This is a genomic window from Thalassospira sp. MCCC 1A01428 (genome assembly GCF_002115825.1).
Classification (GTDB): domain Bacteria; phylum Pseudomonadota; class Alphaproteobacteria; order Rhodospirillales; family Thalassospiraceae; genus Thalassospira.
In genome coordinates this window covers 1-13,272 of record NZ_JFJZ01000074.1, presented here as the reverse complement: position 1 = coordinate 13,272, position 13,272 = coordinate 1, and the positions used below count along the sequence as shown (strand labels likewise).

At 50.7% G+C, this 13,272-nt stretch carries 10 protein-coding genes; 4 read left to right on the top strand and 6 right to left on the bottom strand.

What is annotated here, in order from left to right; genetic code table 11:
• Positions 1-48: 48 nt before the first annotated feature.
• From THS27_RS24795 to THS27_RS24785, 3 genes are all read right to left on the bottom strand, one after another.
• Positions 49-660 carry a LysE family translocator gene (locus THS27_RS24795; RefSeq protein WP_085595492.1) on the bottom strand — a complete coding sequence of 204 codons (612 nt, stop codon included), beginning with the start codon at positions 658-660 and terminating at the stop codon, positions 49-51.
• 93 nt (positions 661-753) lie between these two features.
• A complete protein-coding gene (locus THS27_RS24790) occupies positions 754-1,584 on the bottom strand; it encodes an AraC family transcriptional regulator (RefSeq protein WP_085595490.1) in 831 nt (276 codons plus the stop codon).
• 350 nt (positions 1,585-1,934) lie between these two features.
• Entirely contained in the window at positions 1,935-2,486 is a 552-nt protein-coding gene (locus tag THS27_RS24785) for a YdhR family protein (protein WP_256376837.1), read from the bottom strand.
• Between the two features lie 375 nt (positions 2,487-2,861).
• Here THS27_RS24785 and THS27_RS24780 point away from each other — a divergent pair, with 375 nt between their 5' ends.
• The gene (locus THS27_RS24780) at positions 2,862-3,443 is read left to right on the top strand and encodes a TetR/AcrR family transcriptional regulator (RefSeq protein ID WP_085595488.1); all 582 of its coding nucleotides are present in this window, start codon (positions 2,862-2,864) and stop codon (positions 3,441-3,443) included.
• 60 nt (positions 3,444-3,503) lie between these two features.
• Here the strand turns inward: THS27_RS24780 and THS27_RS24775 are convergent, their stop codons facing one another.
• Complete coding sequence (locus THS27_RS24775) at positions 3,504-4,184, bottom strand: response regulator transcription factor (protein WP_085595496.1); 681 nt, start codon at positions 4,182-4,184, stop codon at positions 3,504-3,506.
• Positions 4,185-4,548: 364 nt separating this feature from the next.
• Between THS27_RS24775 and pepN the strand changes: the two genes are divergently transcribed.
• Positions 4,549-7,173, top strand: coding sequence for an aminopeptidase N (gene pepN, locus THS27_RS24770; protein ID WP_085595486.1), 2,625 nt, complete (start codon positions 4,549-4,551; stop codon positions 7,171-7,173).
• Positions 7,174-7,366: 193 nt separating this feature from the next.
• Here the strand turns inward: pepN and THS27_RS24765 are convergent, their stop codons facing one another.
• The gene (locus tag THS27_RS24765; protein WP_246833102.1) at positions 7,367-9,652 is read right to left on the bottom strand and encodes a methyl-accepting chemotaxis protein; all 2,286 of its coding nucleotides are present in this window, start codon (positions 9,650-9,652) and stop codon (positions 7,367-7,369) included.
• An 839-nt stretch (positions 9,653-10,491) separates the two neighbouring features.
• Between THS27_RS24765 and THS27_RS24750 the strand changes: the two genes are divergently transcribed.
• On the top strand, positions 10,492-11,439 hold the full coding sequence (locus THS27_RS24750; protein WP_085595478.1) for an SPOR domain-containing protein: 948 nt from the start codon (positions 10,492-10,494) through the stop codon (positions 11,437-11,439).
• A gap of 199 nt (positions 11,440-11,638) precedes the next feature.
• A complete protein-coding gene (gene upp / locus THS27_RS24745) occupies positions 11,639-12,289 on the top strand; it encodes a uracil phosphoribosyltransferase (protein ID WP_085595476.1) in 651 nt (216 codons plus the stop codon).
• An 89-nt stretch (positions 12,290-12,378) separates the two neighbouring features.
• On the opposite strand, the gene THS27_RS24740 is transcribed toward upp, so the two are convergent.
• Positions 12,379-12,837, bottom strand: a complete 459-nt coding sequence (locus THS27_RS24740; RefSeq protein WP_246833101.1) for a hypothetical protein — start codon at positions 12,835-12,837, stop codon at positions 12,379-12,381.
• Positions 12,838-13,272: the final 435 nt, after the last annotated feature.

Genomic DNA, 13,272 nt, shown 5'->3' with positions numbered 1-13,272 from the left:
TTAATAGGTCCTGAGCCTAGCGTGTCTGCGATTAAATTGAATTGCTTCCTAGCGCGAGGAAAATGCCAGACGCGCACTTAGCACTACAAATATTCCGGCGATGCTTCGGCGGAGCCACACCATGACGTTGGGGCGCGTTAAAACATAGCGCCGGGCGAGGGCGGCGAACATGCCGTATCCCACAAAAATCACAAATGTCATCGCCATAAAAATGCTGCCAAGCAGGATCATGCGGGAAGTGGTATCTGGCGCATCCGCAGGAATAAATTGCGGCAAAAATGCCAAAAAGAACAATGTCAGTTTCGGGTTGAGGATATTGAGTAAACATCCGTTGATCGCGACAGTCACATTGCTTTTGGAAGGCATATTTTCCTCGATGACCATCATTGAACGATCACGCCAAATGGCTTGTGCCATATAAAGCAGGTATAACACCCCGATATAGCGCAGGGCCTCGAATGCCAGGGCGCTGCTGTGAAGAAGGGCGGCGAGGCCCGTTACACTGGCGACGATGGCTGGAACAATGCCAAAGGTGCAGCCAAGTGCGGCCCATATGCTGGTTTTCCAACCCTGGCTAAGCCCCGATGCCAGGGTGTAAAGAACGCCACTACCGGGCAGTAATACTAAAACAAGCGAGGTTATAAAAAATTCGACCGACATGCTGGCTCCTGACGCAGGTAAAATATACTTGCCCAATATGGTGCGCGCAGTTTTGCCGGTCTTGAATAAAATTGCATGGCATGGTGCGTTGCCTTAGCGGCCCGCTACCGTTTTTGCCAGCTTGCCGGGGCTATAGCCATAAAAGCGGATAAACTGGCGTGTCATATGACTTTGGTCGGCGAAACCGGCTGTCATCGCGGCGTCTGCCAAAGGGGTTTTTTGTAAAATCAGGTGTCGTGCCAGAAGGGCGCGTTTTTGCATGATGTAGGCGTGTGGGGTATAGCCGGTATATCGGCAAAAATCGCGAATTAACTGAAATTTCCCTATGCCACTGGTGTGTGCCAGGTCGTCAAGCTGAAGAGCTTCGCCCGGGTCATCGTCAATTTGCTGTTTTGCTTTGTAAATGCCAGGGGCAATCATCATGCTTTCGCATGGCCGGGTGCTTTGCTCAAGGCTTGCCCGCGCCAGAAGAATAAGCAGTTCTTCGTATTTCATTTTTGATATTTCGCTATCGCCAGGGATGTTTTGGCTTATGACGTGGTTAAATATCAGGTTGAAATATTGCGCCAATGCAGGGCGTTTAAAAATTGGGCTGGTAAATTCATGCTCGGGTGCTGTGCCCTCAAACAGGGAATTCATCGCATCGACCAGAATATCGGGGCGGAAATACAATATCCGCCATTTTCGCGCTGCTCCGCCAATTGGTATACCGTCGTGGATTTCACCGGGATTAACAGTAATGATTGTTCCTGGGCCTGCCTCGACCACGCCGCGCCCGCTAGCCGATTTTTGCGCCCCGCCATCAATCATGCCAATGCCAAATACATCGTGGCTGTGGCGGGAAAACTGGTGCGCCGAGCAAGCAGCGATGGCCTCGATCCCGGGCCTTGAAGTTGGCAAGACGGCGATATGCCCTTTGGTCATGATCCGGGTCCGTTTGTGATGCCAGTAAAGGGATCAGAAAGCTTGGTGGTGGTGACCAAAGCTGGAATGCCTGATCAGATTTGTGCAAATACACATCGAAAAATTGCAGAATGATAGGCACTTTTCAATGTTTTACGACATGGAGTTGGGCAGAGGAGCCTGCTGCTTATAATATTTATGGTATAGCCGTTAAACATCATCAAAAAGTCTGCTGCTGTTAAGGGCCAGTTTTAAGGGGATTTCTTACGTTGTCGCTTAGATGATATCTTGTGCCGGTCAGAACAGGTGCGCCGTAAAGGGCTGGCGCACCTGCGATTATGTCGTTGATGGCATCATGCTAATTTATGCAATTAGCCATAAAAGGGCGACGCCATATCGCGACTGGCTGCTTCGGTTACCGTCGCATCAAATATGCGGGTATAAAATGCGGCGTTAAGCGCTGCCGTTTCTGTCGGAAAATAATCCAGCGCAAATGTCTTTGCATTTTCAAGGCTATCAAACGCGTAAAAGCCACCGACGGTGCCTGTGTGTAGCCCCGATAGCCAGGTTTTGGATAGCAGGCCGGGTTGCTTTTTTAATACAGGGTTCAAATCGCGCCATGGTCCCCGGTCAAAGGGAAGAACGCTCAATTGGACCTCGGTATAAACAAACGCACCGGGGTTTTTGCCAGGTTTATGGCCGAAATGTACTGAATTCATAGCGATGCTGGCGGCTTTGGTTGCGTCAGCGTCAAAAATACGCGTGGTTTGGGCGACGCCAAAATTTCGGGCTTCGGCCGGGAAATAGCCGGTGACAAAGGCCTGGGCATTTTTAATGGAGTCAAACGCATAAATGCCACCCGCAGAATTATTGCCATGCCCGGAAAGCCAGGTTTTGTTCAAAAACCCCGGCTGTTGTTTGATTGCAGTGTTAATGGGTTACCACGGAACCTGATCGAACGGGGCTGAAATTTGAAGTTCAGTATAGACGAATGCGGATAAAGACATTGCTGTGCTTTCATAATGGGGCGTTAAACCAAGGTCCGGTGCCAAAAGGCGCAAACGGACAGATGCTGTGGTTGACCGGTAAATCACAGTGGCTTTCGGCATGTTTTTGGTAACTTTGCCAAAGCAAGGCAGGCTTGCCTGAATAGCAAAGGATTAAAGATGAATGCGTAGAGAGACATCGTGAGTTAAAAATATAACGATCGCTATATTTAAAATCTGATCGACAAAGCAGACGCTGTCAACTAAAAATATAACGATCGATATATTTTAGGAAAAAGCGGGAGAACAGCCGTGGTCAGTAACAGGACACGCAAGGAAGAAACCCGCCAGAATATGCTGGCAGCAGCCAGCCAGGGCTTTCGGGCCAAAGGGTATGCCGGGGTTGGCGTAGATGGCATTGCAAAGGCTGCCAATGCAACATCCGGTGCATTTTACGCCCATTTCGGCTCAAAGGATGGAGCGTTTCGCGCGGCTCTTGATTTGGGGCTGGATGAGGTTATTGAAAATATTCCCCGATTTCAGCGCGATTTCGGCTCGCACTGGACGGGTGCCTTTATTGATTATTATTTAGGGCGCGCTCATCGCGACGACATTGCTTGTGGTTGTGCCATGACCAGCCTGTCACCCGAAATTTCGCGGGCAGATGCCGAAACCCGTGCGCTTTACGATCACAAAATGAACCGGATTGCCGCCCTGATCGCAGCGGGGTTACCCCACATCGCCAAAGACCGGCAATTGGCAAAGGCGTGGTCGTTTCTGGGTATTTTGATAGGGGGGTTGACCATAGCACGCGCTATGGTCACGGAAGATTCAATTGCGGGTGTTTCAGATGCCATCCGCATATCGGCCGCAAATATCCTGATGGTGGATTAGGCTGTTTTTCAACTTGATCCGTTTCATCAAATGGCTGGATCAAGCATTTTCCAGATGTGGTCAAACCTCAACAGCAGGTTCCTGCAATTGCAGTTCGCGTGCGACAATGACCGCCTGGGTGCGGCTATGCACCGATAATTTGCGCAAAATGGCCGACACATGCGCCTTGATGGTGGCTTCGGTCACATCAAGTTCATAGGCAATCTGTTTGTTCAGCTTGCCTTCTGTCAGCATGTTTAAAACGCGCAACTGCTGTGGTGTAAGCTGGCTTATTTTGGCGGCAATGTCGGTATTGGCATCTTTTTGTGGTGAATTTTCAATTGCGTCGCGCGCCCAGTCCGGCATCCACATTTCACCATCCAGCACTGCGCGCAAGGCGGCACCAATTTGCTCGACCGGGGCAGATTTGGGAACAAAGGCAGCTGCACCGTATTCAATGGCACGGCGCACTACCGGCATATCCTGGCTGGCGGAAACAATGGTAACAGGAATATCAGGGTAAGAAGCGCGCAGCGTAAATAGACCGGTAAAGCCATTCATACCCGGCATGTGCAAATCCAGCAAAACCAAGTCAATATCGTGGTCTTGCTTGCGGCAGGCTTCAATTGCGGCAATGGCCTCGCCCAGGTTCCCGGCCTCATGGATGGTAATGTCGGTTAGTTCTGATGAAACGGCATGTGACAGGGCACCGCGCATCAGCGGATGATCGTCAGCAATCAGGATGTGAAAACCGGTGGTCATAAATGAACGATCCCCAGAAACAGTAAAAATATAACCGGATCGCGGGTTAGCCCACAATCGGTTCATTGTGCTTGCGCGGCACTTTCTGTCCTGCGGGATTTTTGTTTTTGGGTGCGACACCGGAAAGGAGTGAGGGAAACCAAAGAACACCTTCGCCCCACGAATGTGAAACTTCGGCCCCCCTCGCGCCACCATCTATGATTATGACGTGTAATTGCCGCCACGTAAACTCTGCATTTGTGGGTATGGGCAATCCGCGCTATTTGTGGGGGTGAAACAGTCGTTAAAGCGTGCGTCGATACGGGGTGGCTGCCACTGCCATACTGTTTCGAAAGCGCGAAAGAACAAGGAAAAGGACCATTTCATGTCGGAACAGCCCCAAGTGATTCGCCGCGAGGATTATACCGCGCCGGCTTTTTTGATCGAAACAGTCGAACTGGTTTTTGACCTTGATCGCGAGGCGACAACGGTAACGTCGCGGCTTTCGTTGAAGGCGAATCCGGATCGCGATTCAGGTGCCGGTGACCTGGTGGTGCTGGATGGCGAGGACATGAAATTGTTGTCGGTTGCCATTGATGGTGCTGCATTGGCCGCCAGCGATTATCAGGTTGATGCGACCACACTGCAATTCAAGGCCCCGTCCGAGCAGTTTGTAGTAGAAATTCAAACCCGGATATCGCCGGTTAACAACACCCGTCTTGAAGGGTTGTATGTATCGCAAAGTGCTTATTGCACCCAGTGCGAAGCCGAAGGTTTCCGCCGGATCACCTATTTTCAGGACCGGCCCGATGTGATGGCGACCTATCGTGTCACCATCAATGCGCCCAAGGATAGCTGCCCTGTATTACTGTCTAACGGTAATCTTGTTTCCAGCAAGGATCTTGAGGGTGGTCTTCATCAGGCTGTGTGGGATGATCCGTTTCCCAAACCGTGTTATCTGTTTGCGTTGGTTGCCGGTGACCTTGCCTGTGTTGAAGACAGCTTTAAAACCATGACCGGGCGTGATGTTGCCCTGCGCATTTTTGTCGAACACGGCAATGAAGACAGCTGCGACTATGCGATGGATTCGCTTAAACGGGCGATGAAATGGGACGAAGATGTTTATGGTCTCGAATATGATCTGGACCTGTTTAACATTGTCGCCGTGTCGGATTTTAATATGGGCGCAATGGAAAACAAAAGCCTGAATGTTTTCAACGCCAAATATATCCTCGCCAAGTCTGATACGGCGACCGATACCGATTTCGAACTGATCGAATCGATTGTTGCCCATGAATATTTCCATAATTGGTCGGGCAACCGTGTCACCTGTCGCGACTGGTTTCAACTGTCACTAAAAGAAGGGCTGACGGTTTTCCGTGATCAGGAATTTTCCTCTGACGAACGCTCGCGTCCGGTGCAGCGCATAAAGGATGTCCAGCGTTTGCGTGCCGGGCAGTTCCCCGAAGATGGCGGCCCGCTGGCGCACCCGGTGCGGCCCGACAGCTATATGGAAATCAACAATTTCTATACCGCAACGGTCTATCAGAAGGGTGCTGAAGTCATCCGTATGATGCACACCTTGCTGGGCACCAGGGGCTATCGCAAGGGTATTGACCTTTATTTTGAAAGCCATGACGGGCAGGCCGTAACTTGTGATGATTTTGTCCGCGCGATGGAAGATGCCAATGGTGTTAATTTTGACCAGTTCCGCCTGTGGTATTCGCAATCGGGGACACCTAATCTGGTGTGGAATGGCGAATATGATGCCAAACACCAGACTTATCGCCTGACCATCGAGCAGAAAACCGAACCGACGCCAGGCCAGGTAATCAAGTCTGATTTACAAATGCCGATCAAAGTTGGACTGCTGGGGCGCAATGGTGACGAACTTCTGGCTAAAACCATTGATCTGACGCAGGGCAAGCAGGAATTTGTGTTTGAAGATATTGCGCAAGAGCCGGTTGTTTCATTCAATCGCGATTTTTCCGCACCGGTTAATGTCGGCACAACGCCGTCGCATGATGATCTGGCATTTTTGATGGGCAACGACACCGATGCCTTCAACCGCTGGGAAGCCGGGCAGAAATATGCATCAGACCTGTTGATTGACGGCATTAAAGCCTATCACAATTCGGGGGATGCCGATGCGGCCCTTGGCAATGTTGATGCATTTTGCTCCGCCTTGCGCGCGACACTCATCAATGACGACCTTGATAAAGCGTTCCGCGCGCAGGCGATGATCCTGCCAGGTGAAGCAATGTTATCTGAACAGTTGCAGCCGGCGGATCCCGAAGCAATTTATCAGGTGCGTCAGGCGATGCGTCGTAAAATCGGCATATCCTTGCAGGATGAATTCGAGGCGGCCTATCGTAACAATGCCTCGAACGATTCATATAGCCCAGATGCAGCATCGGCTGGCCAGCGTGCCTTGCGTTCTGTCGCCTTGTCTTATTTGGCGGCAACAGGTGAAAACGTATTTGTTGATCTGGCGCTGGAGCAATATCGAACGGCTGATAATATGACGGATCGTATGGCGGCTTTGGTTGTCTTGAACGATCAGGACCATCCCGGGCGGGACGAAGCATTGGCCGATTTTGAAAACCGCTTTGCCAGCAACACTGTTGTGATTGACAAGTGGTTTTCGCTTCAGGCGATGTCATCGCGCAAGGATACGCTTGATCAAATCAAAAAACTGATGGAACACCCGGCCTTTACCATGCGAAACCCGAATAAGGTGCGCGCGTTGATCGGGGCGTTTGCCATGGCCAACCAGCGTAATTTTCATGTTGCTGATGGCAGTGGCTATGCGTTCTATGCTGACCGTTTAATGGAGCTTGATAACCTAAACCCGCAAGTGGCGGCCCGTCTGGCCGCGCCTTTGGGCAAGTGGCGCAAATTTGACGAGGGCCGGGCGGTGAAAATGAATGCGGAGTTGAACCGTATTCTCGCCAAGGAAAACCTGTCGCGCGATCTTTATGAAATCGCCAGCAAGTCAGTTGCGGAATAAAGATTTTCGCCTGTTCTTACATATGCTGACACAAAACAAAAGCGGAGCCGATATGTTCGGCTCCGCTTTCTTGTGACCGGGAAACGGTCCTTTGATTTAGGTAAAAGCGCGGTGTTTTTTAAGACAAAGGCTTTTTAAAACGCCAGCAAGTTAACTGACCCCGATGATCTTTTTGGGTCACCGGGATACAGTTTTAATCGCCAATTTTCACGCGTGAGCTAAAGGCTGCCATGCGATCAGACAGGCTTTTTGCCATTTGCGAAAGTTCGTGACTGGCGCTGTTAAGGTCATAGGCCGTTTTGCCAGTGCTTTGTGCACCACCATTCACAAACCGGATCATTTCATCCATCGTGCCGGCACCCTGGGCGATGCGCTGAACGTTTTCTGAAATTTCACTGGTGGCACGGCGTTGTTCATCAACCGAACTGGTGATGGTATTCTGGATGTCATTCACCTGATGAATAACATCACCAACCGTGCTGATCGAACGGGCGGCTTTCTTCACTTCGGTTTGAATGGCGCCGGTCAGATCACCAATTTGGCTTGTGGCATTTGCGGTTTGGTCCGCCAGCGATTTAACCTCGTTGGCAACCACAGCAAAACCCTTGCCCAACTCACCGGCGCGTTCGGCCTCGATCGTGGCATTTAACGACAGTAATTTGGTGCGATGGGCAATGTCGTTAATCAGATCGATAATGGATCCGATTTCCGAACTGGCATTTTCCAGCGAAACGATATTACGTTGCGATTCCTCGGCTTCCGAACGCGCCCGTTCCGTAACCGAGCTAGCATCGCCCGCCTGTCGGTTAATTTCCGCAATCGAGGATGAAAGCTCCTCAACCGCTGTTGCCACATTCTGGGTGTTGTTTGCAGCATCGCGCGAAACATCCAGTGCCGTTCCCGACTGGGTGACGGTTTCTTCCGATTGGTGGGTCAGGTTATTTGCCAGTTCCAGCAGCATTGCTGATTGTTGTGTTACCGAGCGGGCAACGTTTTCAACCTCAACCACCAGTTCCTGAATGGCAATGCGGCCTTCCTCACGTTCGGTCACATTGTTCCAGGCCAGCATCGTGCCGACAAGTTCGTCATCCTTGTCACGCACCGGCGCTGCCAGAATATCAAGATGATCATTCCCCGATTGAAGAACGTCTTCAAACGGCAAATTGGCCGGGTCGCGTAATTTACGCTGAAATTCGGGACCAAGCTCCAGAAAGTCCTCTTTGACGTCCTGAATGTCACCGCCAAGATACTGCTTGGCGCTGGCATTTAAATAGGTCAAATCCCCTTCGGGCGATATTAAGGCCGTCATTGTCGGGGTGTTTTCAACCATGTTTTGCAAAATCATGGCCTGGCGAACAGACTCACGCAACTGCACCAGGGCTTTGCGCATTTCACCAATTTCATCATTGCCAACCTTGGGCAGGCGAACGCTGGTGTCCCCTTCGGCAATGGATGTCATGGCGCGGGCAAAGCCGCGCAAATTGCGAAATACCGTTAAACGAAGCAATAACCAACCTGCAATCCAGCCAACAGCCAGCACCGCGACAAGTAATTCAATCGACAAATTACGTAATTCACCGGTACGGCTGTAAAATTCGGTGATGTCACGGGTAAAGGTTGCCTTGGCCCACTGGCCGCCACGACCATTGTCAATACTGATATCAACAGATGCCCGGCGATGTGTTTTATCGGTATTTTCGTTTGCCTGTTCTATTTCTGCTGCTGCTTCGTCTGCATTTGCCTCTGCCGGTGCGGTATCCTCGGTTTCACCGTCATTTTCCAGGCTTTCGAACAATACCTGGCCGTCATTGCCCACAATGCGGAAGTCGCCACCCAAAACGGCTCCCATACCCTGCAAAATGGGCAGCGGGTCAGTTACAACTTCCAGAAACCCGACTGCCTTGAACCCGCCAATTGGCAGGATCATGCTGAAAACCGGTCGTCCATCACTCATATGCCAGATATAGGAAACAGCCTTGCGGGCTGCGGCCTTATCGCGTGATTTTAACATTTCATTCAGGGCAGGGTCGTCCGCAACGCTTTCGCCTGTACTGTTGTCCGACGATGCAACCTTATTAAAATTGCTGTCATAGGCAATCGTTTCAATCAGGTTGATTTCCCCTTGTGTCACCTGACTGGCATTTGAAAAGAACGTAAGTTCGGTTTTGATATTGTCGACGTTGTTTTCCTGTAGCGCCTTTACCAGCCGGGTTGTGCGTGACCAGTCATTGGTAACAGGTGTGATTCGATTTGCGTAGTCGTTGATGACCCGCGATCTTACAAAAAAATTCACCGTGCTGCTAACCGAGTTATTTAACGTTTCAACAGCAAAGTTGCGGTAATTGTCGCCAGTCCATAGCAGCATCCATGCCACAGCCCCTGACAATAAAAGACCAATTACCAAGAGGATACGGCGCAATGTAAAGATACTTGCGCTCTTGCTCCCCACAGCCGTATTTACGGCCTTTACTCCCTTCATCCAACACCCTCCTCAGTCACTTGGATTTTTATATGTGTATTAATTGTGACCTCCCGTTGCGACCTTTTGGCCGCATTGGAACCAATCCAAGCAGAGGTTTCATATAAAGACAACAGTTCTGACGCATTTTGCGTAATTTTCGTGATGGCAAGAACCATAGGGAAACCCTTGCCTACGACTGCTTCGCGATGATGAAATTGCTTTTCGCGTATAGCGTGTCGTGTCGCAGCTGGCGTGAGGGAGAGGGAAGGTTGAAAAAATAATTGCGAATGTGTGTGATAATCGTTTGCATTTGAAATTCAGGTTGTTTATAACTGTTGTTGTCACTGGCCAACGGAATTTCCGTTGGTGACATGACTTCCGGAAAACATGGCGTATCTGGAAGTCCTTCTTCGGGAACTCTCTCCCCGAAGGTCGATCTCTCTCACTCGAGGGGCTGGCATCCGGTATTTGTGCGGGACAAAGCCGGGCTCAATGCCAGCCCTTATTTTTTGCCATATTCAGGTTCATGTTGTGTTTTATGCTGCGAATTTAAGCAAATTCGTCGGCATTTAAGTGTTTTTTAAACCGCCTTGCGGTTAGAAATACCCGTAGCCATGATTTTATCACGGGCTGGAACGACACGACTTTAAAACAAGGCGCAAAAAACAGTGGCCGCGAATGACCCGGAACATTCCAGTACAGACCCGCAAGGGCGATCATCAAAGGCGCCTTTGCCAGCATTTTTTTACGGACAGGGTAAAAACAGTGCCGGGTCAAAAAATGTCGGGCCACTTGTGGCCGGGCAAAAAGATGGCCATTCGCCCGCATATTCTACCATTAACAGGACAATAGCAGACATGGATCGCAAAACATTGTTGGGGCTAATAACCGGGGCCTGCATGCTTGGCCTGGTGCTGTTTTTTGGCGGTATGCTGGTGGGGGCCGGTTTGTTTATGGGGCCTGATGCGCCGCAAACCAGTGACGTTGCCAGCGGCGATAAAATGGAATTGCTGGCGCAAAATACTGCTCCGCGCATTCAAACCGATATTACCCAAAAAAATCCTCAGCAAACTGGTCCGATGTCACCTGTTGACGGGGGCAGCACGGATAATGCACCGGAAACCACCAGTGATATGCCGTCAACCGATGCTGCCGGGAGCAATGAGCCGCAGGGGGTTGACCCTGTTGGCGATTTAATTGCGGAAAAGGCAGCGGGGGATAGCGATGCCGATCAGAACAATCCTGATGATAATGGCGCCCCAGCTGTCCCCGATATGGGGGATAGCGCATCCTCGAATGCGACGACACCCGATGCCTCGGCAATGGGTGCTGACGAAGGCGAGGGGGCAGCGAACAGCGCGGGCACTTCAGATAGTGCCGTATCCTCTGACGATCAGCCAGCAGCCAGGCCGGTTGCACCTGATATTCGCAAGGATGCCAAGCCCCCTAAACCGGCACCTCAAAAAGAAACGGCTGTAAAAGCCCCCAAAACTGCCGAAACGGAAACAGCGGCATCTGCTGCCCTTCATCGCGAACCGGGCAGCAAGAACATGCCTTATTCCATTCAGGTCGGGGCCTTTAAGGTAGATGCCAACGCCCGTCAGCGTGCCGGTGAATTGCGTAAAAAAGGCCTCGAAGTTGCTGTAGTTGAACGCGGTAGCAATGATGGTGCCTGGTATTATGTGCGGGTCGGGGCGTATCCCAACGCGACGACAGCCCGGACCGGGGCTGAAAAAGTTAAAAAAGATACCGGAATCGATGGGTTCCCTGTCCGTGCGGAACCCAATGACAAAACCATCGATTAACTGTTGGTTTCGTTTGGGGCTTTTTCCGTTCTGATAAATGCCGGTGTCTTGCTCTGACATCGGCATTTGCTTTTTATAGGGTAACTGCGGCATGCTATTTAATAGTGTGGGCCAACAGACTTGCCTTCTTGTGGTAAACCCGTTAGGTGACACCCCAATCATTTCTGGCGCAGTGTAATTGAGGATGGCTGGTACTATCATGAGCAATCAAACCGAATTTCCCAATCTTCACATTCTCGAACATCCACTGATCCAGCATAAGCTGACGCATATGCGCAAGGTTGATACCTCAACCAAAACCTTTCGCCAGCTGTTGCGCGAAATTGCCTTGTTGATGGGATATGAAATTACCCGCGAATTACCGGTAAGTTTTGAGGAAATCCAGACCCCGATTTGCAAAATGAACGCCCCTCTTATTCAGGGGCGCAAACTTGCCGTGGTGCCGATATTGCGGGCCGGGCTTGGCATGGCCGATGGTTTGATCGAACTGATGCCGTCGGCCCGTATTGGCCATATTGGCATGTATCGCGACCCGGAAACCCATCTGCCTGTCGAATATCTGGTCAAATTGCCCGAGGTCGAAGGCCGGACTTTTATTCTGGTCGATCCGATGCTGGCAACCGGTAATTCTGCCGTTGCGGCCATTGATGTCCTTAACAAATACGGTGTCAAGGATTGCGACATTCGCTTTATGGCGCTGGTGGCAGCACCGGAAGGCATGCGGGTTTTCCAGCAAGCCCATCCGGATGTCCCGGTTTATACGGCAGGCCTTGATGAAAAGCTGAATGAAAAGGCTTATATCGTCCCGGGGCTTGGCGATGCCGGCGACCGTTTGTTCGGGACGCGTTAACTTTACGCTTTAAAACAGCAAAAAGGCCGCTTTCCGATCTGTGGAAAGCGGCCTTTTGTATTATTATGTCGTCGATGGATAAGTTTGACTTATCCCTTGGGCGATACGGTAATATCGACAGTGGACCCGCTAAAGGATCCGGGGGTCAGTTTGATGGTCGCAACGCGACTTTCGCGGTCATAGACCAGAACACTGACATCAGCGCGCACAACGGTCACCTTGCTCCAGCCAAAATTTGGCATTTCACGTTCGTAAAAATCATACATCTGTGCGGGCGTCCCGCGTGAATTCAAAACCAGGCGGCCTGTCCACGCATCCGAGGCACCAAATATGATGCTGCGGTCCATATCCAGTGTCGAATTGGACGGCATTGGAATGTCGGTAAATTTGTTGAAAGACGGCATCGCTGATCCGCCTTTGCTGTTGTCCTGGTTGCTGGCCGACGTGCTCGAGGAACCAGATGCCATATGTGACAGGTTCTCGCAGCCGCCCAATACCAGCGAAGCCACCAACGCCACACTATATATGCCATGTCGTAATCTGATCATGTTTTCCTGTTCCCTCATCCCAATCGGCATACTCTAACACCTTGCATAATCAAGTTGTCTGGTAAAATAAAGGTTCACAATCGCTAAATTCTGTCTTTTTCAGACATATTTCCCGTAATCCAGCAATTTTTGGGGGTGTTGCTATCGGTTTCCCCCGGATCCTTGTTTGAAATATTCTCCCGCGAAGCCCATATGCGCTATCCTCGTGACTGGTATTTACCATATGGCAGGTCACTTCATTTCCCTCAGGGGGGCATTAAACTGCATGGTCTTGGCTGTCTTTCATCAGGATACTTTGCTGTCAGGCCGGGGGAAGCGGCATTGCATCAACCATTAATCACATCCCGGGTCTGCCGCAACTTCAGGGTTGATAGAGGCTTGTTCGCAAGTAGCTGTTTTAAAAGGTTTTTCCAAAAAAACGTCACAAACGTCATT